The 24,812-nt window shown below is 72.2% G+C and carries 21 protein-coding genes and 1 tRNA gene; 14 read left to right on the top strand and 8 right to left on the bottom strand.

What is annotated here, in order from left to right:
- Positions 1-135 precede the first annotated feature (135 nt).
- From ACIP6W_RS01245 to ACIP6W_RS01230, 4 genes are all read left to right on the top strand, one after another.
- Complete coding sequence (locus ACIP6W_RS01245; RefSeq protein WP_066652903.1) at positions 136-1,179, top strand: glycosyltransferase family 2 protein; 1,044 nt, start codon at positions 136-138, stop codon at positions 1,177-1,179.
- A gap of 9 nt (positions 1,180-1,188) precedes the next feature.
- The gene (locus ACIP6W_RS01240; RefSeq protein WP_209683599.1) at positions 1,189-2,007 is read left to right on the top strand and encodes a CDP-alcohol phosphatidyltransferase family protein; all 819 of its coding nucleotides are present in this window, start codon (positions 1,189-1,191) and stop codon (positions 2,005-2,007) included.
- Positions 2,004-2,948 carry a glycosyltransferase family 2 protein gene (locus tag ACIP6W_RS01235; protein WP_400427757.1) on the top strand — a complete coding sequence of 315 codons (945 nt, stop codon included), beginning with the start codon at positions 2,004-2,006 and terminating at the stop codon, positions 2,946-2,948. The genes ACIP6W_RS01240 and ACIP6W_RS01235 overlap by 4 nt, the downstream gene beginning before the upstream one ends.
- A 138-nt stretch (positions 2,949-3,086) precedes the next feature.
- Positions 3,087-4,319: a CDP-glycerol glycerophosphotransferase family protein gene (locus tag ACIP6W_RS01230; protein ID WP_400427755.1), complete on the top strand. Its 1,233-nt coding sequence runs from the start codon at positions 3,087-3,089 to the stop codon at positions 4,317-4,319.
- An 11-nt stretch (positions 4,320-4,330) separates the two neighbouring features.
- On the opposite strand, the gene ACIP6W_RS01225 is transcribed toward ACIP6W_RS01230, so the two are convergent.
- The 4 genes from ACIP6W_RS01225 to ACIP6W_RS01210 all read right to left on the bottom strand — a co-directional run bounded on the left by ACIP6W_RS01225 (position 4,331) and on the right by ACIP6W_RS01210 (position 7,087).
- Complete coding sequence (locus tag ACIP6W_RS01225) at positions 4,331-4,642, bottom strand: hypothetical protein (protein ID WP_400427753.1); 312 nt, start codon at positions 4,640-4,642, stop codon at positions 4,331-4,333.
- A 108-nt stretch (positions 4,643-4,750) separates the two neighbouring features.
- The gene (locus tag ACIP6W_RS01220; protein WP_251154729.1) at positions 4,751-5,521 is read right to left on the bottom strand and encodes an ABC transporter ATP-binding protein; all 771 of its coding nucleotides are present in this window, start codon (positions 5,519-5,521) and stop codon (positions 4,751-4,753) included.
- Positions 5,521-6,345 (bottom strand): ABC transporter permease, encoded by an 825-nt coding sequence (locus ACIP6W_RS01215; protein ID WP_251154730.1) that lies wholly within the window; start codon positions 6,343-6,345, stop codon positions 5,521-5,523. The genes ACIP6W_RS01220 and ACIP6W_RS01215 overlap by 1 nt, the downstream gene beginning before the upstream one ends.
- 46 nt (positions 6,346-6,391) lie before the next feature.
- Positions 6,392-7,087: an NTP transferase domain-containing protein gene (locus ACIP6W_RS01210; protein ID WP_066652912.1), complete on the bottom strand. Its 696-nt coding sequence runs from the start codon at positions 7,085-7,087 to the stop codon at positions 6,392-6,394.
- A 333-nt stretch (positions 7,088-7,420) separates the two neighbouring features.
- On the opposite strand from ACIP6W_RS01210, the gene ACIP6W_RS01205 reads away from it, so the two are divergent.
- The 3 genes from ACIP6W_RS01205 (at position 7,421) to ACIP6W_RS01195 (ending at position 10,761) form a co-directional block, all read left to right on the top strand.
- Positions 7,421-8,761, top strand: coding sequence for an ABC transporter ATP-binding protein (locus ACIP6W_RS01205; RefSeq protein WP_271825986.1), 1,341 nt, complete (start codon positions 7,421-7,423; stop codon positions 8,759-8,761).
- Complete coding sequence (locus tag ACIP6W_RS01200; protein WP_400427750.1) at positions 8,737-10,308, top strand: ABC transporter permease; 1,572 nt, start codon at positions 8,737-8,739, stop codon at positions 10,306-10,308. Before ACIP6W_RS01205 ends, ACIP6W_RS01200 begins: the two co-directional genes overlap by 25 nt.
- A 192-nt stretch (positions 10,309-10,500) precedes the next feature.
- The gene (locus ACIP6W_RS01195) at positions 10,501-10,761 is read left to right on the top strand and encodes a DUF3039 domain-containing protein (RefSeq protein WP_144411249.1); all 261 of its coding nucleotides are present in this window, start codon (positions 10,501-10,503) and stop codon (positions 10,759-10,761) included.
- A 4-nt stretch (positions 10,762-10,765) separates the two neighbouring features.
- Here the strand turns inward: ACIP6W_RS01195 and ACIP6W_RS01190 are convergent, their stop codons facing one another.
- Positions 10,766-12,235, bottom strand: coding sequence for a nicotinate phosphoribosyltransferase (locus tag ACIP6W_RS01190; RefSeq protein ID WP_400428858.1), 1,470 nt, complete (start codon positions 12,233-12,235; stop codon positions 10,766-10,768).
- On the opposite strand from ACIP6W_RS01190, the gene murI reads away from it, so the two are divergent.
- From murI to rdgB, 3 genes are read left to right on the top strand one after another with little or no spacing between them, the layout of a single operon-like run.
- Positions 12,219-13,064, top strand: a complete 846-nt coding sequence (murI, locus tag ACIP6W_RS01185) for a glutamate racemase (RefSeq protein ID WP_066652917.1) — start codon at positions 12,219-12,221, stop codon at positions 13,062-13,064. The genes ACIP6W_RS01190 and murI overlap by 17 nt on opposite strands.
- A complete protein-coding gene (gene rph / locus ACIP6W_RS01180) occupies positions 13,061-13,792 on the top strand; it encodes a ribonuclease PH (protein WP_066652919.1) in 732 nt (243 codons plus the stop codon). The genes murI and rph overlap by 4 nt, the downstream gene beginning before the upstream one ends.
- On the top strand, positions 13,789-14,382 hold the full coding sequence (gene rdgB / locus ACIP6W_RS01175; RefSeq protein ID WP_066652922.1) for an RdgB/HAM1 family non-canonical purine NTP pyrophosphatase: 594 nt from the start codon (positions 13,789-13,791) through the stop codon (positions 14,380-14,382). The genes rph and rdgB overlap by 4 nt, the downstream gene beginning before the upstream one ends.
- Positions 14,383-14,572: 190 nt before the next feature.
- Here rdgB and ACIP6W_RS01170 read toward each other — a convergent pair whose 3' ends face one another.
- The 3 genes from ACIP6W_RS01170 to ACIP6W_RS01160 all read right to left on the bottom strand — a co-directional run bounded on the left by ACIP6W_RS01170 (position 14,573) and on the right by ACIP6W_RS01160 (position 16,940).
- Positions 14,573-15,313 (bottom strand): DedA family protein, encoded by a 741-nt coding sequence (locus ACIP6W_RS01170; RefSeq protein WP_209683580.1) that lies wholly within the window; start codon positions 15,311-15,313, stop codon positions 14,573-14,575.
- 118 nt (positions 15,314-15,431) lie between these two features.
- Positions 15,432-15,512: transfer RNA gene (locus ACIP6W_RS01165), tRNA-Leu, on the bottom strand.
- 66 nt (positions 15,513-15,578) lie between these two features.
- Complete coding sequence (locus tag ACIP6W_RS01160; RefSeq protein ID WP_209683576.1) at positions 15,579-16,940, bottom strand: MFS transporter; 1,362 nt, start codon at positions 16,938-16,940, stop codon at positions 15,579-15,581.
- A gap of 53 nt (positions 16,941-16,993) precedes the next feature.
- Between ACIP6W_RS01160 and mnmA the strand changes: the two genes are divergently transcribed.
- The 4 genes from mnmA to ACIP6W_RS01140 all read left to right on the top strand — a co-directional run bounded on the left by mnmA (position 16,994) and on the right by ACIP6W_RS01140 (position 24,812).
- Positions 16,994-18,100: a tRNA 2-thiouridine(34) synthase MnmA gene (gene mnmA, locus ACIP6W_RS01155; protein WP_251154733.1), complete on the top strand. Its 1,107-nt coding sequence runs from the start codon at positions 16,994-16,996 to the stop codon at positions 18,098-18,100.
- 127 nt (positions 18,101-18,227) lie between these two features.
- Positions 18,228-20,618 carry an NAD-dependent DNA ligase LigA gene (gene ligA, locus ACIP6W_RS01150; protein WP_209683570.1) on the top strand — a complete coding sequence of 797 codons (2,391 nt, stop codon included), beginning with the start codon at positions 18,228-18,230 and terminating at the stop codon, positions 20,616-20,618.
- Positions 20,619-20,847: 229 nt separating this feature from the next.
- Positions 20,848-22,287, top strand: coding sequence for an alpha/beta hydrolase (locus ACIP6W_RS01145; protein WP_209683567.1), 1,440 nt, complete (start codon positions 20,848-20,850; stop codon positions 22,285-22,287).
- Positions 22,288-22,403: 116 nt separating this feature from the next.
- Positions 22,404-24,812 carry a transglycosylase domain-containing protein gene (locus ACIP6W_RS01140; protein ID WP_209683564.1) on the top strand — a complete coding sequence of 803 codons (2,409 nt, stop codon included), beginning with the start codon at positions 22,404-22,406 and terminating at the stop codon, positions 24,810-24,812.

The following is a 24,812-nucleotide window of genomic DNA, read 5'->3' as shown; positions in this document are numbered from 1 at the left end:
GCGGTCCGCCGGTCGGCGCCCTGGCGGGTCCGACGCAGGTGGGTGCTCCGGCCGCTTGATAGGCTCATGGCTGCTCTCCGGGGCGGTACCGGTCCACGGTGCGCTCCGCGCGTCAGCCACGACCCCGAGGACCGCATGCAGACAGACGGACAGCCCCTGCCGGGGGTCTCGTACGTGATGCCGGTGCTCAACGAGGTCACCGAGGTCCGTGCCGCGGTCGGGAGCCTGCTGGAGCAGGACTACGAGGGTCCGTTCGAGGTGATCCTCGCGCTCGGACCGTCGATCGACGGGACGAACGAACTCGTCGCCGAGATGAGCGCCGCCGATCCTCGTGTCCGGGCCATCGAGAACCCCGTCGGCTCCACACCCGCCGGGCTCAACGTCGCCATCCGAGCATCGGTGCACCCGATCGTGATCAGGGTCGACGCCCACTCGGTGCTGCCGTCGGACTACACCCGGATCGCCGTCCGCGTGCTGCTCGAGTCGGGTGCGGACAACGTCGGTGGCATCATGCACGCCGAGGGCCGCACGCCGTTCGAGCGTGCCGTCGCCCTCGCCTACGGCAGCCGGGTCGGCCTCGGTGGGACACCGCACCACGTCGGTGGCAAGGCCGGTCCGGCCGAGACCGCCTACCTCGGGGTGTTCCGACGCGACCGGCTGTTCGAGGTCGGACTCTTCGACGAGGGCATCAAGCGCGGCCAGGACTGGGAACTCAACCGGCGGTTGCGCCAGACCGGTGGCACGGTGTGGTTCACCCCGGAACTCGTGGTGACCTACCGGCCGCGGCCGAGCCTCCGACGACTGGTGCGCCAGTTCGTCGCGACGGGCCTGTGGCGCGGCGAGCTCGCCCGACGCTTCCCGGCGAACAACGGCCTGCGGTACTTCGCGCCCCCGGCGATGGTCGTGGCGATGGCGCTCGGGATCGTCGCCGGACTCGTCGGCATCGTCGGTGCCGTGCTCGGGTCGCCCGTCGTCTGGGCGGCGCTGGGCTTCGTCGTCCCCGCCGTCTACCTGCTCTTCGTCGTGCTCGGCGCCGTCCTCGTGGCGCGGCGTTCCGGGCTGCCCACGATGCTCTGGCTGATCGTCGTGCTGCCCTGCATCCACGTCGGTTGGGGCATCGGTTTCATCATCGGGTTCCTGACCCGGACCTCCGAGCTGACCACGCACACGGGACGGTGACCTGACCCCTTGACCGACGACACCACCGGCCGCGGCAGCGCCCGCCCGACCTCGATCGCCGAACTCCGTGCGGTCGCCCAACCCGACGAGGTCCGCTCGCGGGCGAACGCCGAGCACTGGACGGCGTCGCTCTACCTGCGCGACGTGTCGCCGTACCTGACCTGGGTGCTGCTCAGGACGCGGGTCTCGGCGAACCAGGTGACCGGCCTGATGATCCTGGTGGGGTGGAGCGTCGCCGCCGCGCTGCTGATCCCGGGCATCTGGGGTGCACTGCTCGCACTCGTGCTCGGTCAGCTGCAGATGCTCGTGGACTGCTGTGACGGTGAGGTCGCCCGGTGGCGCGGCACCCGGTCGCCCGCCGGGGTGTTCCTCGACAAGGTCGGGCACTACACGACCGAGGGACTCATCCCGATCGCGCTCGGCGTCCGCGCCGCGACCTGGCCGGTCCACGGCGCGGACTGGATGTGGACGACGATCGGGTGCGCGCTCGGCCTGGTGATCGTGCTCAACAAGGCGCTCAACGACATGGTCCACGTCGCCCGCGCGAACGCCGGGCTCGAGAAGCTCGTCGACCGCCGGGACGCCGGCACGGCCCCGTCCGGGCGGCGCTTGGCGACGCTCCGTCGCTTCGCACGCTTCCTGCCCTTCCACCGCCTGTACCACTCGGTCGAGCTGACCATCCTGGCGTTCGTGTTCGCACTGCTCGGGCTCGTCGTCGGCAGCCCGCTGGTCGACCGGGTCCTGGTCGGGGCGCTGTTGCCGCTCGCCGTCCTCGCCACGGCCGGTCACTTCGTCGCCATCATCTCGTCGAAGCGGGTGCGGGCATGACCTCGGGAGCGACGACGGGCGCCACACCGGATGCGTTGCCCGGGACCCAGCGACGGACCGCCGTCCCGCACCGGCAGCGCCCGCGCATCGCCGTCGTGAGCCTGTCCCAGGGCACCCGTCCGGACGACCTCCGCCGTGGGCTGACGAGCGTGCTCGCGCAGCAGGACGTCGAGCTCGACGTCGTGTGCGTCGGCAACGGCTGGGAGCCGACGGGGTTGCCCGAGGGCGTCCGTGCGCTCGCACTGCCCGAGAACGTCGGGATCCCCGCCGGTCGCAACGCCGGAGCAGCAGTCGTCGACGGCGACTACGTGTTCTTCCTCGACGACGACGCGTCGATCCCGTCGCCGACCTTCCTGCGTGACGCCGTGGCACTGCTCGAACGCGACCCGTCGCTCGGCCTGGTGCAACCGCGGGTGGTCGACCCGACCGGATCGGCGAACCCCCGTCGCTGGGTGCCGCGCATCCGCAAGGGCGCTGCGACCGACTCGTCGCCGGTCTTCTCGGTGTGGGAGGGGGCCGTGCTCCTGCCGATGGACGTCCACCGCGCCGTCGGCGGGTGGGGTGCACCGTACTTCTACGCGCACGAGGGCATCGAGCTGGCGTGGCGTGTGTGGGACGCCGGTCGACGCGCCTGGTACGCCGGTGACCTGGTCGCGCACCACCCGGCGATCGACCCCGCCCGGCACACCGAGTACGTCCGGCTGAACGCCCGCAACCGCGTGTTCCTGGCACGCCGCAACCTGCCGGCGGCACTGCGACCCGTCTACGTCGGGTCGTGGGCCGCGATCCAGGTGGCGCGCTGGTGGCGACACCCCGTGCGCCTGCGGACGTGGTTCGCGGGGATCCGGGAGGGCTGGACGGCGGACTGCGGACCGTCGCGGCCCATGGGGTGGTTGACCATCGCCCGGATGACGCTGGCCGGTCGGCCACCCGTCGTCTGACACCGCCGCCCGGACGTCCCGGCGCCCCGACCGGGTGTCCGCGGTCGAGCACCCCGTCGCTGCCCGCACCACACCCTTCGTCACTGCCGTCGTCGCCGAGCACACCGCCCAGCAACCGCCCGTAGCCTGAGGACCACCATGCCGATCACCAAGGACGTCCGGACCGCGATCCGTCTCGCCCGCCGCCTGCTGCGTGCCCGTCAGAACCGGCGGGAGCTCGCCCGCCGGCTCCCGGAGGTCCCGGAGCTCGCACCGCGCTCGATCGAGGTCGCGGTCTACTTCGCCGACGGCAAGGTGAACATGTACCAGCTCCGGCAGTGGTACGCGCCGTTGGCGGAACTCGCCCGCGAGCACCCCGTCGCGATCATCTCCCGCAGCCCCGGCACGATGACGACCCTGCTCGACGAGTCGCCCGTCCCGGCGGTGTACGCCCGCCAGGTCGTCGACCTCGAGCGGTTCGTCGAGGAGCAGGCACCGAAGATCGTCCTGTACGTCAACCAGAACGCCCGCAACTTCCAGATGATGCGGTACGGGCGCATGTGGCACGTCTTCGTCAACCACGGCGAGAGCGACAAGATGTACATGACCACCAACCAGTTCAAGGCGTACGACTACGCCCTGATCGCGGGAGACGCCGCCCGGGACCGCCTGCGTGCCGCCCTGTGGGACTACGACGTGGACCACCGCACCATCGCCATCGGACGCCCGCAGGCCGACCACTTCGCCGGCGCGGTGCCGTACCCCCACGACGACCGGACCGTGGTGCTCTACGCGCCCACGTGGGAGGGCGACCGCGCCGCCGCCGCGTACGGCTCGATCGCGTCGCACGGGGTCGAGCTCGCCGAGCGCCTGCTCGCGACCGGTCGACACCGGCTGGTGTACCGGCCGCACCCGCGCAGCGGCGTGCTCGACCAGGACTACCGTGCTGCCCACGAGCGCATCGTCGCCGCGATCACCGCCGCGAACGCCGCCGACCCGTCTGCGCACCACGTGTACGACGACGGCCCGCAGCTCGGGTGGCAACTGGCGGACGCGGACGTCGCCGTGACCGACATCAGCGCGATGATCTACGACCGACTGGCCGTCGGCAAGCCGCTGCTCGTGACGCGTCCGGCGGCACCCGAGGCCGACGTGGACGAGCGCGGGTACCTCGGCGCCGCGAACTGGCTGCTCGCCGAGGACGCCGCCGACGTGGTCGCGCGGGTGGACGCCGCCGCGAACGACGCCGAGGAGCTCGCGACGCTGCAGCACTGGGTCGAGCGGTACTTCGGCGACACCACACCCGGCGTCGCGACGCGCCGGCTGCACGCTGCTGTCGACCGTCTCGTGGCGCGCTGGCACGAGGTCGCCCGGGAGCGCGGCGAGGGCTGACCCTGCGGTCGTCACGACGCGAGGCCGACCAGACGGTCGCCCACGAGTGACATCCGCCACAGGTACTCGGAACGGTCCGGGCGCCGCCACCGGACGACCACGATGCCGGTCTGCGCGGGGTCGGCGCCGAACACCGCGATCGACAGGGATCGACCCGGGTCGAGACGGTTGACCGCCAGCGGCGGGCAGTACCCGCTGCCGAGGTGCGTGAGGGAGATCGCGTGGAGCGGCTCCGGCCCGGTGTTCACCAGGTCGTAGCGACGTGGTGCCCAGGATCGGTCGACGGTGAACGGGACTGCGTAGGCCGTGGGTGGGTGGTGCATGCGGGCCACGGTAGGGGGAGGGGCCGACGTCGGGAGCCCGGGGGAGCGCGCTGGTGCCTCGGCCTGTGGACGAGGGGACGGCGGGGCCCGGGTGTGGAGGAGCGGAGCTCAGGCCCCGTGGTCGGCCGCGTACCGCGCCAGGGCTGCCTCGATCGTGTCGTCGAGCTGCAGACGCCCCTTGTCGAGGTAGAGCCCCCGGTCGCAGAAGCGACGCAGGTCCTTGTCGTTGTGCGAGACGAAGAACAGCGTCCGGCCCCCGGCCAGCAGCTCCTCGATGCGCTTGTAGCACTTCTCGCGGAAGCTCTTGTCACCCACCGCCAGGACCTCGTCCACCAGGATCACCGGTTCGTCCAACCGCGAGATCACCGCGAACGCGATGCGCACCTTCATGCCGCTCGACAGGTGCTTGTAGGGGGTGTCGACGAAGTCGCCGATCTCGGCGAAGTCGATGATCTCGTCGAAGGCGTCCCGGATCTCGGCCCGGGACATCCCGTGCAGACCCGCTGTCAGGTACACGTTGTCCCGGACGGTGAGGTCGCCGACGAAGCCGCCGGTGATCTCGATGAGCGGAGCGACACCCGCGTCGACACGGACCCGTCCCTCGTCCGGCAGCATGACCTGCGCGACGAGCTTGAGCAGGGTCGACTTCCCCTGACCGTTGCGTCCGACGACGCCGATGGCCTCGCCCGGTCGGACGTCGAACGACACGTTGCGGAGCGCCCAGAACTCGTCCGCGCGCTTGCGGCGGTTGCTCCCGGCGAACAGGTCCTTGAAGCTCCGGCTCGCGCGGCGGTTGCGCTTGAACCGGATGCCGGCGTCGCGCACGGAGATCACGGGCGCCACGCTCGTGGACGGCGCGGTCCGGTCGGTCGCGGTCATCACAGCTCCTTCAGGACGCGGTGCTCGCTCCGGCGGAACACGACGAGACCGACGGCGAGGACCACGGCGGTGACCACCACCGACACGCCGACCTCGAGCCAGTCGAGCTGGCCGGGGAAGAACGCGGAGCGGTACAGGCCGAAGATGCCGCTGAGCGGGTTCAGTGCGGCGATGTCGTGCAGCCGGTCGGGCAGAGCCTGCGTGCCGTAGATGATCGGCGACGCGTAGAACAGGAACCGCAGGACGAGCTTCACGGCGCGTTCCAGGTCACGGAAGAAGACGACCAGGGGTGCGACGATCAGCCCGATCCCGTAGACCAGGGCGCACTGCAGCACGATGGCCAGCGGGTACAGCGCCAGTTCCCAGTGCAGGTGCGCACCGGCGGCGATCGCGAAGACCGCGAGCACCGGCAGGCTCAGCAGGAACTCGATGCCCTTCGAGGCGTTCACCCGGGCGACCCAGATGCTCCGGGGGATCGTCGTCGACCGGATCAGCTTCGCCTCCTTCGTGAAGGCCCGCGTCGAGTCCGACACCGCTCCGGTGAACCACATCCACGGCAGCAACGCCGACAGCAGGAAGACGATGTACGGTTCCTCGCCCACCGATCCCCGGTGGAAGACCTGGGTGAAGACGAACCAGTAGATCGCCGACATCACCAGCGGGTCGAGGATCGACCACAGGTACCCGAGCGCGGACGTCGAGTACCGGACGCGCAGGTCCCGCACGGTCAGCAGCCAGAGTGCCTGGCGGTACCGCCGACCGGCGCTCCGGGACGACGTCGATGCGGTCGTCGCGGGCGCGGTCGGCGCACTCGCTGTGGTCACGCGGCTTCCCTCCGGGCGGAACCGCCGAGGGGGTCCTGACGGTGGTTCAGGCGAACAGGTCGTTCGCGCGCTGGAGGTCCTCGGCGAAGTCGATCTCGACCGCGTACAGGTCGGAGATGTCGATCGGCGACCAGCGTAGCCCGTCCTCGGCGATGGCAGCCTCGATGCCGCCCTCGAAGTACTCCTGGTCGTCGACGCGGCCGAGCTGGCGGATGAGCGCCTGCTTGTCGCGCGAGGAGACGTAGTTGATGCCCACGGCCTCGCCCAGTCCGCCCACGACCCGCTTCGAGAGCTCCTTGATGCAGCCGTCCGCGTCGACCGTGTACTTGACCTCCTCGTCGGAGACCTTCTCGGTGTTGACGCTGACGAACGAGCGGTCCTGGTCCATCATGTCCGCGGCACGGACGAGGGCGCGCGGGTCGAAGACGACGTCGCCGTTCATCCACAGGACGCCGCTCTTGCCGGTCGCCTTGAGCGCGCGCAGCAGGCTCTTCGACGTGTTCGTCGAGTCGTAGGACTCGTTGTAGACGAAGTTCGCCTCGGGGAACGCCTCGACGATGTACTCGGACTTGTAGCCGACGACGATCGTGACGCGGGCGCTCGAGCCGAAGGCGGCTCGGATGTTGTCGAACTGCTGCTGCATGATGGTGCGGCCGTCGCTGAGTTCGGTCAGCGGCTTCGGCAGGCTCCGACCGAGTCGGCTGCCCATCCCCGCTGCGAGGATGACGATCTGCGTGGTCATGCTGGTCCCTTCTGGTGTCCGCCCGCGCGCCGCGTGGGGCACGGGCGGGCCTCGTCGAGTGTGCCCGCTCCGGGTCCGAGTTCGCCGTGAGCGTGCGCTTCCTGCACCTTCGTGCGGGGGACGAGCGGCCACGGGCGCCCGTCCGGGCAGGTTTCCATGTGGTGAACACTCCGTCGTGCCCTGGTGAATGATACGGAACGAGTGCGCTCCGGGGTACACCCCCGCGTGCTTCGTGCTCATTTCGTGATCCTGTGACCGGTTCGGTACCGAGGCCCTCGCGGACGCGCCGCCGGTCGGGGTCGGCCGCGTCCGGCGCGTTGGTACGGTGGGGCGGTGGCTGCAGCTGATGACGACGACGTGTACGCGACGTCCGACGCCGCCTGGCTGGCGGACGCGGACGGACCGTCCGGTGACGCGGCCGACGACGACACGGGGGACGAGGATGCGCGCGACGACGCCTCCGATGATGACGAGATGACCGACGACACGACGGGTGCGGCCGTCGCGGTCGGCCACGACGAAGGTGCACCCGACCAGGGCGCCGACCCGGAGACCGCCGTCGCCGCGCGACCGGCAGCTGCTGCGACGAGCGCACCCGCCACCGCTGCTGCGGCGACCGGCGCACCGACGGCCACAGCCGCCGCGTCGGACCGCACTCCCCGCAAGGGCAAGGGCAAGGGCAAGGGCAAGGGGCGTGCCGCACGACCCTCGGGCCCCGCGACGCCCGCACAGCCCACCGACACGACCGCCACCGGCTCCGGCGCGGCCGGGGACGACGCGTCGAGCACGGGGACGACCCAGCGTGCGGGCACGCCGAAGACCGCTGCGGCCGGCTCCACGGCGAAGGAGAAGCGCGCTCCCGGACGCCAGCCGACCGCCACCGCCGCCGCGACGCAGACCGCACAGGCGCAGCAGCCCGTCGTGCTCCGCGCGAGCGGCCTCGTGAAGCGGTACGGCCAGACCCTCGCCGCGGACGAGGTCGACCTCGAGATCCGCCAGGGTTCGATCTTCGGCGTCGTCGGACCGAACGGCGCCGGCAAGACCACCACGCTCTCGATGGTCACCGGTCTCCTCCGGCCCGACGCGGGCACCGTGACCGTCCTCGACCACGACGTCTGGTCCGACCCGACGGCGGCCAAGCGCGCCCTCGGTGTGCTGCCCGACCGGCTCCGGCTGTTCGACCGGCTCACCGGCGCGCAGCTGCTGCACTACTCGGCCACGCTCCGTGGGCTCGACGGTGCGACCGCACGGAAGCGCAGCACCGACCTGGCCGAGGCGTTCGGTCTCGGCGAGGCGCTCGGGCGCCAGGTCGCCGACTACTCGGTCGGCATGGCGAAGAAGATCGCGCTCGCCGCGACCCTGATCCACTCGCCGCGCGTCCTCGTGCTCGACGAGCCGTTCGAGTCGGTCGACCCGGTGAGCGCGGCGACGATCACGGACATCCTGCGGCGGTACACCCGCGGCGGCGGCACCGTGGTGCTCTCCAGCCACTCCATGGAGCTCGTGCAGCGCACGTGCGACTCCGTCGCGATCATCGTCGGCGGCAAGGTCCTCGCCTCCGGCACGATGGCGCAGGTCCGCGGGCGCAAGAGCCTCGAGGACAAGTTCGTCGAACTCGCGGGCGGCCGCGTCGTGGCAGAGAGCATGGAATGGTTGCACAGCTTCTCCGACTGAGGGTCGACCTGCTCGCGGGCGAGGTCCGTGGGGGAGCCCGACGGTCGGTCCTCGTGGTGCTCGGGTCCCTGCTCGGCCTGGTCGCCGCCGTGGTGGTGGCCGGCGAGCTCCTCGCGCTGCGGCAGGCACCCGTCGAGGTCGCGCGGTCGGTCGCGGTCCCCGTCGGCACGTTCGTCGCCCTCGCACTCACGCTGGTGCCGCTCGTCGTCGGCCGCAGCGACCAGTTCGACCCGCGCCGCTTCGCCGTGTACGGGATCGACCGCCGTCACCTCGCCGTCGGTCTCGGCGTCGCCGGACTCGTGGGCGTCCCGGTGCTCGCCGTCGCGGTCGTCGCGGTCGGGCAGGTCGGAGCGTGGTCGCGCAGCGGCGGCACCGCGGTGCTGGCCGTCGTCGCCGCACTGCTCGGCACCCTGACCTGCGCCCTGCTGCTGCGGGTCGGCAGCGCCGTCGGTGCGACCTTCGTCGGACCGCACCGGTCGCGCGACGCCGGCTGGCTCGCCGCCCTCGTGATCGTCGTGCTGGGACTGCCGGTGGCGTCGCTGCTGTTCCGCAGCGACTGGCTCGACCCCGCCAGCACCGAGCTCCAGCGGATCGCCGACGTCGCCGGGTGGACGCCGTGGGGTGCCGCCTGGGCGGTCCCGGCGGACGTGGCGAGCGGTCGCGTCGGCGAGGGGCTCCTGAAGCTGCTGGTCGCCCTGGTCACCGTCGCACTGCTCGCGTGGGCCTGGTGGGCGCTGGTCGGCGCCGCACTCGAGGCCGCGGACGGACGCGCCGGCACCCGCCGCTACCGCGGGCTCGGCTGGTTCGCCGGCCTGGGCTCGACGCCGGTCGGCGCGGTCGCCGCTCGGGCGCTGACGTACTGGGGCCGTGACCCGCGCTACCGGATGTCCTACCTGGTCATCCTGTTCGTGCCGCTCGTGGTGCTCCCGCTCGGGGTCGCCGGCGTGCCGTGGCACTGGACCGCGCTGGTCCCGCTGCCGCTCATGGCACTCATCGCCGGGTTCCTGCCCCACAACGACGTCTCCTACGACAACACCGCGGTCTGGCTGCACGTGGCGTCGGGCGCTCCCGGTTGGACCGACCGGCTCGGGCGACTCGTGCCCCTGCTCGTCGTCGGACTGCCGCTCGTCGTGGCGGGCGCCGCCGTGTCCGCCGCGCTCTTCGGGGACCCCTCGGCCTTCCCGGTGCTCACCGGCATCGCAGTGGGTGCACTGCTCGCCGGGCTCGGGCTGTCGAGCGTCGTCTCCGTCCTGCTGCCGTACCCGACCGTCCGCCCCGGCGACCACCCGTTCCAGCAGCCGCAGGCCGCCGGGACGACGGCCGCGGTCGCGCAGACGACGATGATCGTCGGCATCCTGGCGTCGCTCGTCCCCGCGGGCTGGCTGGCGGTGCTCACCGCGGTCGAGGGTCCGGAACCCTGGGCACTCGCGACGCTCCTCGTCGGCATCGCCGTCGGTGTCGTCGTGCTCGTGACCGGCGTGGCCGTCGGCGGTCGGCTCTTCGACCGGCGCGGTCCCGACCTGCTCGCTGCGGCGCAGCGGAACTGAGCGACTGCCGGCCGGGAGGCACGCTGTGGCCCGACGCCGTGCCTCCCGTCGGCACGCACCGTCGGACGGGAGGCGCGTGGCGGGACCGTCCCGTGCCTCCCGTCCGTCCTCGGTGCAGGTGAGCCGCGTGGCGGGGCGGACCCGTGCCTCCCGTCCGTCGCGGCGTCGGCCGCATCGTCGTACCCTGGACCCATGAGCATGACGGAACCCGGCGGCGGCCTCGACGTGATGGACCGCGAGCTCGAGAAGCTCCTCGAGGAAGAGGCGATCGAGCCCGGCGACCACGAGCGGTTCTCGCACTACGTGAAGAAGGACAAGATCCTGCAGTCCGCACTCTCCGGCAAGCCGGTCAAGGCGCTCTGCGGCAAGAAGTGGGTGCCGGGCCGCGACCCGGAGAAGTTCCCGGTGTGCCCGGACTGCAAGGCCATCTACGAGAAGATGAAGTCCGAGTAGTCAGCTAGACCACCAGGGTGGGGATCGCCGGGTCGCCGCGTCCGATGCGGGACGCGTCCACCGGGAGCTCCGCCTTGGCGCGCTCGTGGTGCGTCCGAGCCGCCTCGACGCCGGCGACCCCGAGGAACGCCGGGTCGACCTCGCCGTGGTCCACCACGGGGACGAGCAGGGGTCGCTCGTCGGGGCCGAGGCGACCGGAGGTCAGGACGACCTCGGCGGTGGCGATGCCGTTGCGGAGGCGTCGGCCGGCCTCCTTGCGGCCACCGGTCGAGGCCTTGTCCGCGGACTTCTTCGCGACGGGGACCCACTCGTCGCCCGCCGGGGTCTGGTGCGCGACGAGCTTGAACACCATGCCGGCCGCCGGGTGGCCCGAACCGGACACGACGCTCGTGCCGACACCGTAGGAGTCGACCGGCGCGGCCCGGAGCGCGGCGATCGTGTACTCGTCCAGGTCGTTCGTCACGGTGATCTTCGTCGCCGGGGCACCGAGCCGGTCGAGCTGCGCGCGGACCGCGGCGACGACGCTCGGCAGGTCACCACTGTCGATGCGGACCGCGCCGAGCCGGCCGTCGGTGAGCCGGACGGCGGTCTCCACCGCTGCCTCGATGTCGTACGTGTCGACGAGCAGCGTGGTGCCGTCGCCGAGGGCGTCGAGCTGCGAGCGGAACGCGGCCTCCTCGGAGTCGTGCAGGAGCGTGAACGCGTGCGCGGCGGTGCCCATCGTCGGGATGCCCCAGGTGCGGCCGGCCTCGAGGTTGCTCGTCGCGCCGAAGCCCGCGATGTACGCGGCGCGGGCGGCGGCGACGGCGTTCCACTCGCCGGTGCGTCGCGAGCCCATCTCGGCGAGCGGACGGCCGTCGGCGGCGGACACCATGCGGGCGGCTGCGCCGGCGATGGCGGAGTCGGCGTTGAAGATGCTGAGCGCGAGGGTCTCGAGGACCACCGACTCGGCGAACGTCCCCTCGACCTGCAGCACGGGGGAGTTGGGGAAGAAGACCTCGCCCTCGCGGTAGGCGCGGACGTCCCCGGTGAACCGGTAGTCCGCGAGCCACCGAGCCGTCCCCTCGTCGATCACGCCGCGGTCGCGGAGGAAACCGATCTCCTCGTCGCCGAAACGGAACTCCGTGAGCGCCGTGAGGAAGCGCCCGAGACCGGCGGCGACACCGTAGCGGCGGCCGTCGGGGAGGCGGCGGGCGAACACCTCGAACACGCAGCGTCGATCGGCGGTGCCGTCCTTGAGGGCGGCGTCCACCATGGTGAGTTCGTACTGGTCCGTGAGGAGCGCGCTGGTCACGCGTCCGACACTAGTGACCTCCCGGTGCCGAGGTGACGTCGGTGTGCCACGGTGACGTCGCGGAGCCGGGGCGACGTCGCGGAGCCGGGGCGACGTCGCGGTGCCGAGGCGCGGGGCGCGCGTGGTCGGGCGCCGGGCGGGTGCGGCTCGGTACGCTGGGCGCGTGACGGATGCACCGATCGGAGTCTTCGACAGCGGGGTCGGTGGACTGACGGTCGCGCGGGCGATCATCGACCAGCTGCCGCGCGAGAGCATCCGCTACGTCGGGGACACCGTGCACTCGCCCTACGGCCCGAAGCCGATCGCCGACGTCCGGCGGTACGCGCTCGAGGTGATGGACGACCTCGTCGACCAGGGCGTGAAGGCGCTGGTGATCGCGTGCAACACCGCGTCCTCCGCCGTGCTCCGCGATGCTCGGGAACGCTACGAGCAGGCGTACGGCATCCCCGTCGTCGAGGTGATCCAGCCGGCCGCCCGTGCCGCCGTGAAGCAGACCCGGACCGGTCGGGTCGGGGTGATCGGGACGGTGGGGACCATCGCCTCGCGGGCGTACGAGGACGCGTTCGCCGTGGCTGCCGACGTCACCCTGTCCCTCGCGGCGTGCCCGCGCTTCGTCGAGTTCGTCGAGGCCGGGGACACCTCGTCGCCGGCGCTCCGTGAGGTGGCGGCGCAGTACCTCGCGCCGATCCGCGCCGCCGACGTCGACACGCTCGTGCTCGGGTGCACCCACTACCCGCTGATGTCCGCGGCGATCCAGTACGTGATGGGCCCGGACGTCACGCTCGTGTCGAGCGCCGAGGAGACCGCGAACGACGTCTACCGTCGGCTCGTCGAGCACGGGCTCGAACGCACCACCCCGGAACCGCCGACCTACGCGTTCGAGGCCACCGGCGACGACAAGAACGGCTTCATCCGGCTCGCCCGGCGCTTCCTCGGTCCCGAGGTCTCGAGCGTCGGACACCTCCAGACCGGGGCCATCACGCTGCCCCGAACCGAAAGGACCCCATGAGCACCCGCATCGACGGCCGCAGTGCCACCGACCACCGTCCGGTCAGCATCGAGCGGGGGTGGAGTTCGCAGGCCGAGGGCAGCGCACTCATCTCGTTCGGCAACACGAAGGTGCTGTGCACGGCGTCCTTCACGAACGGTGTGCCGCGCTGGATGGCCGGCAAGGGCACCGGCTGGGTCACCGCCGAGTACTCGATGCTGCCGCGGTCGACGAACGAGCGCATGCAGCGCGAGTCGATCAAGGGCAAGGTCGGTGGACGGACGCACGAGATCTCGCGGCTCATCGGGCGGTCGCTCCGAGCGGTCGTGGACATGAAGGGCCTCGGCGAGAACACCCTCGTCCTCGACTGCGACGTGCTCCAGGCCGACGGCGGGACCCGCACCGCGTCGATCACCGGCGCCTACGTGGCGATGGTGGACGCGATCGAGTGGGGCCGCGACAAGGGCTTCATCGCCAAGAAGGCGACGCCGCTGACCGACAGCGTGCAGGCGATCTCGGTCGGCATCGTCGGGGGGGAGCCGATGCTCGACCTCGCCTACACCGAGGACTCCGCAGCCGACACCGACATGAACATCGTGACGACCGGCTCCGGCAAGTTCATCGAGGTGCAGGGCACGGCGGAGCACGCGCCGTTCGACCGCGACGAGCTGGACACGCTGCTCGACCTCGGCCTCGCGGGCAACCGGTCGCTGGCGGCGATCCAGCGCGACGTGCTGGGCCTCGCGTGACCGGCCACACCGTCGTCCTGGCGACGCACAACCAGGGCAAGGTCGTCGAGCTGCGCGGGATCCTCGGCGAGGCCCTCGGCGCGGGCGTCGAGCTCGTCGGGTACGACGGTCCGGAGCCCGTCGAGGACGGCGACACGTACGCGGCGAACGCGCTCATCAAGGCGCGTGCGGCGGTGGCGCACACCGGGCTGCCGGCGCTCGCCGACGACTCCGGGATCGCCGTCGACGCGCTCGGCGGGGCACCCGGCATCCACTCCGCCCGGTACGCCGGGACGCGCGTGGACGCGGACAACATCGCGCTGTTGCTCCGGAACCTCGAGGGGGTCGTGGAGCGGACCGCTGCGTTCGTGTGTGCCGCCGCCTTCGTCACCCCGGACGGCACGGAGCACCTGTTCGAGGCGGTGTGGAACGGCGAGGTCCTGACCGAGCCGGTCGGGGACGGCGGACACGGGTACGACCCGGTGTTCCAGCCGGACGACGCCGACCGTTCGGCAGCACAGCTGACGCGCGACGAGAAGAACGCACTGTCGCACCGGTCGAAGGCGTTCCGGGGGATCGCACCGATCGTCCGCGAGTACTTCGGGGTCTGACCACACCGGTCGGAGGGCTCCGCGGGACGCCGGCGTCAGCGCGGCGTTCCGTGCCCAGGCACAACGAGCGACACCTCGCGCCACGGGTTCCCGTGGCGCGAGGTGTCTTCGGTTGTGCGACGCCGCCGCTGCAGCGCCGTGTGCGGACGGTCAGCGCCGCCAGGCCGCCGGAGCGCCGACGGCCCGCCGACTACTGCTCGGCCGGGCGACCCGCGCCGTCGGCGGTACCCCGCTCGGCGCCACCGCGCTGGGCTGCCTCCTCGGCCTCGGCGGCGTGCTTCGCCTTGCGCGCGGTCCGCCAGTAGTGCAGCCCCGCGGGGACGACCGTGACGAGCACCGCGAGGATGAGGATCACGTCGATGTAGTTCCGCACGACGTACGCGATCGGCGGGATGTACCCGAGGAAGTACCCGAGGAAGGTCACGCCGACACCCCAGACGACCGCACCGACGGCGTTGTACAACGAGTACTTCTTGTAGTTCATGCGCCCGACCCCGGCCGCGATCGGCAGGAAGGTGCGGACCACGGGGACGAAGCGGGCGAGGATGACCGCGAGCGGGCCGAAGCGGTGGAAGAACGCGTTCGTGCGGTCGACGTTCTCCTTCGAGAAGAGTCCGCTCTCCTTGCGCTCGAAGATCGGGGGCCCGGCCTTCTTGCCGATGTAGTACCCGAGCTCACCGCCCAGGAACGCCGCCGCGCCGATCATCAGCGCCGCCGCCCAGATGGGGATGCCGCCGATCTGGCCGCCGCGGTCGAAGGCGAAGAGCCCCGTGATGACGAGCAGGCTGTCGCCGGGGAAGACGAAGCCGATCAGCAGGCCCGTCTCGGCGAAGACGATGGCGCAGACGATGAGCACGGCGATGGCCCCGAAGTGGTCGAGGATGTACTGCGGGTCGAGCCACGGGATCAGGGCGAGTGCGACGGAGTGCATGGTTGTTCCGGTCGTGTCGGGGCGGGGCACGGGGAAGCTCCCGCCTGACGAGGGTACCGCCCGGCGGTGACCGCCCCATCCTCCTGTGGTGTGACTCCACCCGGCGAGCCGACCATCGTGCGGAAGGAGGGACTCGAACCCTCACGCCAGGGGCACAGGAACCTAAATCCTGCGTGTCTACCGATTCCACCACTCCCGCGAGCAGCGGCAGTCTACCGAGGCGTGGACGCGGGGCGGGCGGGAGCCGCGCCTCCAGGCCGTCCGCTCAGCGCACCCGACGAGGCAGGTACCGCGGCACGTACCGCAGCAGCACCCCCGCACCGACCAGGCCGAGCACCCCCATCACCCCGCTCGCCAACGCGAGCGAGGCGACCGCGGTGACGCCCGAGATCAGCAGTGGCGCCGCAGCCGACCCGAAGTCCCCCGTGAAGCGCCACGCACCGAGGAACGGTGCCGGGTTCCCCCGCGGCGCGAGGTCCGCACCGAGCGTCATGAGGATGCCGCTGCCGACACCGTTGGCGAGGGACATGCCGATCGCGATGCCGACGAACCACCCGACCCTCGCGTCGAGGTGCCCGCTCCAGGCGAGCAGGAAGTAGCTCACGGCGAGCCCGAGCATGCACGGCAGGGCGCTCGCGAGTCGACCCCAGCGGTCCATGATCTGCCCGCTCGTGTAGAAGAGCGCGAAGTCGACGGCGCCCGCGATGCCGATGACGAGCGCGGCCGAGGCGTCGTCGAGACCGACGCTGACCGCCCAGAGCGGCAGGATCACCTGCCGTCCGGCGCGGAGCGCGCCGATGAGCGCCGCTCCGCTGCCGAGCCGTGCCAGGACGGCGCGGTTCTCGCGGATGGTGCGGAAGAGGCCGTGTGCCTCGCGTTCGACGAACTGCGCGCCCGTGTCGGTGGGCGGCTCGTCGGGGTGCCGCGCGGGTGCCGTGCGCCGTGCCGCGTCGGCCGCGTCCGGTCCGCGGGTCGCGTCCGTCCCGTCGGTCGCGCTCGTCGTGTCCGGCCTGGAGGCCCTGCTCGGCAACCGCAGACCGCGTGCGCCCGTCGCGGGGTCGCGCAGGACGAGGAGCACGACCGCCGCCGCGAGGCAGCACACCACGTGGATCCAGAAGGCGCTCTGCGTGGTGCCGGTCAGGTGGACGACGCCGGCCGAGAGGAAGGGACCGACGAAGTAGCCGAAGCGGAACACGCCGCCGAGGCTCGACAGGGCGCGGGCCCGGATCCGCAAGGGGATCGCGGTCGTCATGTAGGCGTGCCGGGCGAGGGCGAAGACGGCGGTCGAGACACCGACCAGGAACACCCCGACGGCGAGCACCCAGGGGCTCGGTGAGACGACGCAGACGAGCAGCCCGACGACGGACACCACCGCGGCGCCGATCATCGCGTTCCGTTCACCGATCCGCCCGACCACGACGCCGGAGGGCACGTCACCGATGAGCTCGCCGACGAGGATGAGCGCGGCGACGAACCCGGCGAACGCGAGGCTCGCGCCGAGGGAGTCGGCGGCGATCGGGATGATCGGGATGATCGCTCCCTCGCCGATCGCGAAGAGCGCCGCGGGCAGGAAGCCGGACAGCAGGACGCCGCGGCGGTCGAAGGCGTCGTTCGTGGTGCTGGTCATCGTCGAGCAACGGTACGCCTGGACTCGTCGGGGGATGCGCTTACCCTGGATGCATGCGTGTACTTGCGGCGATGAGCGGTGGGGTCGACTCGGCGGTGGCCGCGGCGCGGGCCGTCGACGCCGGGCACGACGTGGTCGGTGTGCACCTGGCGCTGAGCCGGATGCCGGGCACGCTCCGCACGGGGAGCCGTGGCTGCTGCACGATCGAGGACTCGATGGACGCGCAGCGGGCAGCCTCGGCACTCGGGATCCCGTACTACGTGTGGGACTTCTCGGCGCGCTTCAAGGAGGACGTCGTCGACGACTTCGTCGCGGAGTACCAGGCCGGCCGCACCCCGAACCCCTGCATGCGGTGCAACGAGCGCATCAAGTTCGCCGCCCTGCTCGAGAAGGCGCTCGCCCTGGGCTTCGACGCCGTGTGCACCGGCCACTACGCCTCGGTCGTGACCGGGTCGGACGGCGCCCGTGAGCTGCACCGTTCGGCGGCGTGGGCGAAGGACCAGTCGTACGTGCTCGGCGTGCTGACGGCCGAGCAGCTGGAGCACGCGATGTTCCCGCTCGGTGCGACACCGTCGAAGGACGAGGTCCGTGCCGAGGCGGCGGCGCGCGGGCTGACCGTCGCGCAGAAGCCCGACTCCTACGACATCTGCTTCATCCCGGACGGGGACACCCGCGGGTGGCTGGCCGACCGCGTGGGGACCGCGCCGGGCTCGGTCGTGGAGCGCGACGGCACCGTGGTCGGCGAGCACGAGGGTGCCACGGGCTACACCGTCGGGCAGCGCCGCGGACTGCACCTCGGACGCCCGGCACCGGACGGCAAGCCGCGCTTCGTGCTCGAGATCCGGCCGAAGGACAACACCGTCGTCGTCGGACCGAAGGAGGCGCTCGACGTCCGGTCGATGGCCGGCTCGCGGTTCACCTGGGCCGGGACCGCTCCGGCCGACCCGTCGACGCCGTTCGCGTGCGACGTGCAGATCCGGGCGCACGCCGATCCGGTCCCGGCGACGGCGCGGGTGACGGACGGCGAACTCGTGATCGACGTCGACGAGCCGCTGTCCGGTGTGGCTCCCGGTCAGACTGCGGTGGTCTACGTCGGCACCCGGGTGCTCGGGCAGTGCACGATCGACCGCACCGTCTCGGCGGTGCCCGCGACCGTCTGAGCCTGCGGCCCGGGGCCGGGCAGCCCGCTGCTGCCGGGGCCGGGCAGCGGGGTGCTGCCGGGGCCGGGCGGCTGGGGTCGGGGAGCCGGCTGCGGCCGGGGTCGGCGGTGCACGGTAGAACTGAGGCATGAGCGACACGACCCCCGACTCGGCCGACTCGACGTTCGAGACGCTGGCCCCGGCCGACCTCGACGCCGCGCAGGCCCAGCGGGAGGTCGACCGGCTCCGGGTGCGCATCGGCGAGCTGCGCGACCAGTACTACGAGGGCAACGGCTCGACGGTGTCGGACGGCGACTACGACGCGATGGTCCGTCGCCTCGACGCGATCGAGCAGCGCTTCCCGGACCTGCGCACCCCGGACAGCCCGACCCAGACCGTCGGCGGCCAGGCGCAGACGGTGCAGTTCGCGCCGGTCGAGCACGCCGAGCGCATGCTGAGCCTCGACAACGTGTTCAGCCCCGAGGAGCTGACCGAGTGGGCCGACAAGGTGCAGCGCGACGCCGGCTCCGAACGGGTCCGGTTCCTCACCGAGCTGAAGATCGACGGGCTCGCGATCAACCTGCGGTACGAGCACGGTCGCCTCGTGTCGGCGGCGACCCGTGGTGACGGCGTGGTGGGCGAGGACGTCACCGGCAACGTGCGCACCATGGGCACGATCCCCGACCGGTTGTCCGGCGAGGGACACCCGGCCATCGTCGAGGTCCGCGGCGAGATCTTCTTCCCCGTCGCGCAGTTCGACGAGCTGAACGCCCGGCAGCGCGAGGCGGGGGAGCGGGTGTTCGCGAACCCGCGCAACGCGGCTGCCGGATCGCTCCGCCAGAAGGAGGAGGGCAAGTCCGAGGCGAAGCGCGCGCTCATGGTCGACCGCCTGCGACGCCTCCGCATGCTCGTGCACGGCATCGGCGCGTGGCCGGTGCGCGAGCTCGAGCGCGACACCGAGGTGCACTCCCAGTCCGAGGTCTACGAGCTGCTGCAGACCTGGGGCCTGCCGACGAGTTCGCACTACCGGGTGTTCGACACCGTGGACGAGGTCATCGGCTTCGTGCGGACGACCGGCGAGCGTCGTGCGTCGGTCGAGCACCAGATCGACGGCGTCGTGGTGAAGGTCGACGACCTGGCCCTGCACGAGGAACTCGGCTCGACCTCCCGTGCACCGCGCTGGGCCATCGCGTACAAGTACCCGCCGGAGGAGGTCCACACGAAGCTCCTCGACGTCGTGGTCAGCGTCGGGCGGACCGGACGTGCGACGCCCTTCGCGGTGATGCAGCCGGCCGAGGTCGCGGGGTCCGTGGTGCGGCAGGCGACCCTGCACAACCAGGACGTCGTGAAGGCGAAGGGCGTCCTGATCGGCGACACCGTCGTGCTCCGCAAGGCCGGCGACGTCATCCCCGAGGTGCTCGGCCCGGTCGTCGAGCTGCGCGACGGCACCGAGCGCGAGTTCGTCATGCCCGCCGCGTGCCCGGAGTGCGGGACGCCCCTCGCACCGGCGAAGGAGGGCGACAAGGACCTCCGCTGCCCGAACGCCCGGAGCTGCCCCGCCCAGGTCCGTGGCCGGGTCGAGCACATCGCCTCGCGCGGCTCGCTCGACATCGAGGGCCTGGGCGAGGTCGCCGCCGCGGCGCTCACGCAGCCGCTGCACCCCGAGCAGCCGCCGCTCGTCACCGAGGCCGGGCTGTTCGACCTGACGATGGAGGACATCGTCCCCATCGAGGTGATCGTCCGCGACGCCGAGACGGGCATGGAGAAGTCCGACGACGACGGCACACCGAAGCGCGTCACGCCGTTCAGCCGTGCCCGCAAGAAGACCGATCCGCCGTTCGACCCCGACGCGCGCGGAGCCGACCACACGGGTGAGCCGAGCCGCTACCCGTCGAAGAACGCCTTCGAGATGCTGGCGAACATCGAGGCCGCGAAGACCAAGCCGCTCTGGCGCATCATGGTCGGGCTCAGCATCCGGCACGTCGGCCCGGTCGCCGCACGGGCACTCGCGAACCACTTCGGGTCGCTCGACCGCATCCGGGAGGCGTCGCGCGAGGAGCTCGCGGCGGTCGACGGGGTCGGCGGGATCATCGCGGACGCCCTGCTCGACTGGTTCGCCGTGGACTGGCACCGCGAGATCATCGACCGCTGGACGGCCGCGGGGGTGCAGTTCACCACGCCGGACCACCCCGGTCCCGGCGCCGCCGTCGAGGGGGGCGTCCTCAGCGGGGTCACCGTCGTCGCGACGGGCTCGCTCGAGGGGTACACCCGTGAGGGCGCGCAGGAGGCGATCATCGCCGCCGGCGGCAAGGCTGCGTCGAGCGTCAGCAAGAAGACGGACTTCGTCGCCGCCGGTCCCGGTGCCGGGTCGAAGCTCACGAAGGCCGAGCAGCTCGGGCTCCGCATCATCGACGCGGAGCAGTTCCGCCTGCTCGTGACCGAGGGGCCCGGCGCCCTGGAACCGGACCGGGCGGACGGACGGGAGCCGTCCGACGGCGCCGACGGCCAGGCGACCGACGACGCGGACGCAGGGAGCTGAGCAGCACGGCGGAGCGCGGCTCGCCGTGAGCGACGCGCCGTCTTCCGCGGGGGACCGTCGACGATCCGCACCCAGTTCGAGGGGCAAGTTGCACCGCGCACCCCCTCGTGAGCGCATTCTCCTTACACTCGAGAGGGCATCAATCGTCGGCTGAGGGGGTCGACGACACGGCCTTCCCGGGGAGACCTGATTGCTGCTCATCGCCGCGGCCCTGCTACTCACCGCCTCGATGCACTCGCTGGGAGTGGTCGAGGCCCCTGCCGTGCCCGTCCCGGGAGCGTCCGGCGTGGGCGTCCCGGCAGCGGCCGAGGCGCCCGTCGCGGAGGTGTCCGGGGTCCGGGACCCCGTGGCACGCGACGCTCCGCCCGACGCCCCGACGACCGCTGCCGGCGGTCACGTCGACCTCGAGCGGTTGGCGCAGGCGCGCGGCACGGCGTTCCTCGACGCACTCGTCGCGGTCGGTCCCGGCGACCTGGCACGCGCCGACGAGGACGATCGGGTGCTCGCGACCGCCCAGGACCGGCCACCCACCGCGGCCGCCGTCGCACGGTGGTGGGACGCGCTCGGCACCGCCGCACAGGAGCGCCTGGTCGCCCTCGCCCCCGCGGTCGTCGGCAACCTGGACGGGGTGCCGTACGACGTCCGTGACCGCGCCAACCGGACCACCCTCGCCGACGGGGTCGGCACCGACGACCAGGACTCCGACGACCAGGACTCCGATGCCCAGGACTCCGGCGCCGGGTCCGACCGTGCCGCCGCCCGCACCGCGTTGCTCGCGCAGGTCCGGGACTCCCTGCACCGCGAGTCGGGCCAGGCCCCCCGGCGCCTGATCGTCCTCGACACCCGGGGCTCGGGCCGCGCGGCGATCGCGGTGGGGGACCTCGCGACCGCCCGGGACGTGACGGTGGTCGTCCCGGGGATGTTCTTCACCGTGACCGGGCAGATGCACGACTTCACCGACACCGCGAGCGACCTGTACGACGAGCAGACCACCGTGTCGGCGCTCGCCACGACGCAGACCGCCCGAGGCGTCGCGGACCACGCGTCGAGCGGCACCGCCGTGCTCGCGTGGATGGGCTACCGGACGCCCGACATGTCCAACATCCTGTCGCTCGGACTCGCCCGCACCGGTGCCGAGCGGCTCGAACGGGTGGTCGACGGTCTCGACGCCGTCCGCGGCGACGACCGGCCCCGGTTGAACGTCGTCGCGCACTCCTACGGGTCGACGACGGCGCTGATGGCGCTGTCGTCCGGCCGCATGCAGGCGGACTCGCTCACCGTGCTCGGCTCGCCGGGCAGTGCGGTGCAGACCGCCTCCGAGCTCGCGGTGGGTCCTGGCCAGGTGTACGTCGGCGACGCGCACAGCGACCCGATCGCGGGCTCCGGGTACTTCGGGACCGACCCGGGTTCGGCGGGGTTCGGGTCGACGCTCCTCGACCTCTCCACGGACACCGTCGAACCGGACGCGGGCGTGTTCCGCCGACCGGTGGGTCACAACGACTACCTCAAGCCGGGGACGGCGTCGCTGCACGACGTCGCCCTCATCGGGGTCGGTCGCGGTGACCTCGTCCGGCACCAGGCCCGGCGCGGCCAGGGTGGCGGCGGGACCGCGCAACCGGTGCCCGACATGTACCTCCTGCGACCCCAGGACCTGCAGCCCCGCGACTGAGCGGACCCGCCCCGTGGGCGATGCACGACCCTCCCTGTGGGTGATCCTGTGCGCCGCCGCAGCCCCTGACCTCCGCACGGCAGAAGCACCCCAGTCCGGGCCCGTACCGTGCCGCCATGCGTGCGATGCGGTGGTCCGGTGCCCTCACGACCTTCCTCGCCATGTCCGGCCTCGCAGGACTGCTGGTGGCGGTCGCGGTGACCCCGGCCGTGGCGGTGGCGGGCGAGGCGACGTCCGGAGCGGTGTCGTTCTTCGAGGACCTGCCGAGCTACCTCGACATCCAGACCCCGCAGCAGGTGTCGTCGGTCTACGCCACGAAGGACGGCCAGCAGGTCAAGATCGCGTCGTTCTACGCCGAGAACCGGACCGACGTCGCCTCGGACGCCATGGCGGAGTCGCTCAAGCGCGCGGCGATCGACACCGAGGACCCCCGCTTCGAGGACGAGGGCGGCATCGACGTGCTCGGGACCGTCCGCGGCGTCGCGGCGACCGTCGTCGGGGGCGACGTGCAGGGCGGTTCGAGCATCACGCAGCAGTACGTGAAGAACGTCCTCGTGCAGCAGTGCGAGCAGCTCACCGGCGCGACCGCGGCCGCCACCCAGGCCAAGGTCGCGGCGTGCTACCAGGACGCCGCCGGGGTGACACCGCAACGCAAGCTGCAGGAGATGCGCTACGCCATCGCGGTCGACAAGAAGTACACGAAGGACCAGATCCTCACCGGCTACCTGAACCTCGTCGGGCTCGGCGGCCGCGTCTACGGCGCCGAGGCGGGTGCCGAGTACTACTTCGGCGTGCACGCGAAGGACCTGTCGCTCCCGCAGTCCGCGACGCTCGTCGCCATCCTCAACAACCCGGCGAACCTGCGCATCGACGAGCCGGACGACGAGGACAACGGCGCGGCGAACGGCTACGCGGCGACGAAGACGCGGCGCGACTACGTCCTGCAGCGGATGTACGTGCACCACGACATCTCGAAGGCGCAGCTCGACCAGGCGGAGGCCACCCCGGTCACGCCGCGGATCACCGACACCGCGAACGGCTGCTCGGCCGCGGCGAGTGCGTACGACGCGGGGTACTTCTGCGACTACGTCCGCGACCAGGTGCTGCAGGACCCGGCGTTCGGCAAGACCGCCGCGGAGCGCATCGAGACCCTCGACACGAAGGGCCTCGAGATCCACACGTCGCTCGACCTCGACCTGCAGGCCCAGGCCCAGTCCGCACTCTCGTCCTACGTGCCCGCGACGATGACCGGTGTCGACCTCGGCGGCACGAACGTCACCGTCCAGCCCGGCACCGGACGTGTGCTGTCGATGGTGCAGAACACGACGTACACGCAGCGCGACAACGCCGGCCCCGGTGCGACGGCCATCGACTACAACGCGGACACGGCCTACGGCAACTCCGGGGGGTTCCAGACCGGCTCGACCTACAAGGTCTTCACCCTGGCCGAGTGGCTGGCGTCCGGGCACACGCTGTCGGAGTCGGTGCCGACTGGCGAGCACCTGTTCCAGCAGTCCGAGTTCACGAACTCGTGCGAGGCACTCGGCGGGTCCCCCTGGCCCGTCTCGAACGCCGAAACCGTCCCGGCGAGCATGAGCGTCCAGGCGGCGACCTCGGAGTCGATCAACACCGCGTTCGGCGCGATGGCGAAGCAGCTCGACCTCTGCAAGATCAAGGACCTCGCGCAGGCCATGGGCATCCACCAGGCGGACGGCTCGGCCCCGGCGTCGAACCCGGCGTCCGTGCTCGGCACGAACCCGCTCTCGCCGATCGACCTGGCCGAGGCGTACGCCGGCTTCGCGAACGGCGGCGTCGTGTGCACGCCGACCGTCATCGACTCGGTGCGCGAGGCCGACGGCGCGACGGTCACGCCCACGCCGTCCAGCTGCACCCGGGGCGTCTCCGCCGAGGTCGCCGGGACGGTCGACCACGCACTGCAGGGCGTCCTGACCGGCAGCGGCACCGCGGCCTCGGCGAACCCCGGTGACAGCACCCCGAAGTTCGCCAAGACCGGCACGACCGACGCCGACACGCAGAACTGGCTCGTCACGTCGAGCACGAAGTACACCAACGCGACGTGGATCGGCAACGTCAGGGGGCTCGTCGGTCTCGCGAACACGTCCTTCCCGCAGGGCACGACCGGGTACAGCGCGAAGTTCGGCGTCGGCCGCTCGATGATGTCGTGGCTCGACCAGCGCTACGGCGGGGGAGCGCTGCCCGAGCCCGACCCGGCGATGATCGGCTCGACGCCGCGGTCCGTCGACGGTTCGGCCTCGGACGCGGCGACGGGCGGGGACCAGGCGACGCCGGGGACGAGCGCCCAGGCGCCCGCCGCGCCGGGATCGTCCACCGCGGACACGACCGGCGGCACGACGACGGGCGCGCCCGCACCGGGCGGGGCAGCCGGGGCCGGCTCGCAGCCGGGCGCGGGTGCCGACGCGACGTCGACCGGGACGGGCACCGGCGGCGGCGCGCAGGGCACCGGAACGGGCGAGGCGACCCAGCAGCCACCGTCGCACGGGTAG

It is taken from the genome of Curtobacterium sp. NPDC088465 (genome assembly GCF_044753165.1).
In the GTDB taxonomy this organism is placed as follows: domain Bacteria; phylum Actinomycetota; class Actinomycetes; order Actinomycetales; family Microbacteriaceae; genus Curtobacterium.
The sequence above is the reverse complement of the archived record's forward strand: the minus strand, read 5'-3'. Positions and strand labels throughout refer to the sequence as shown.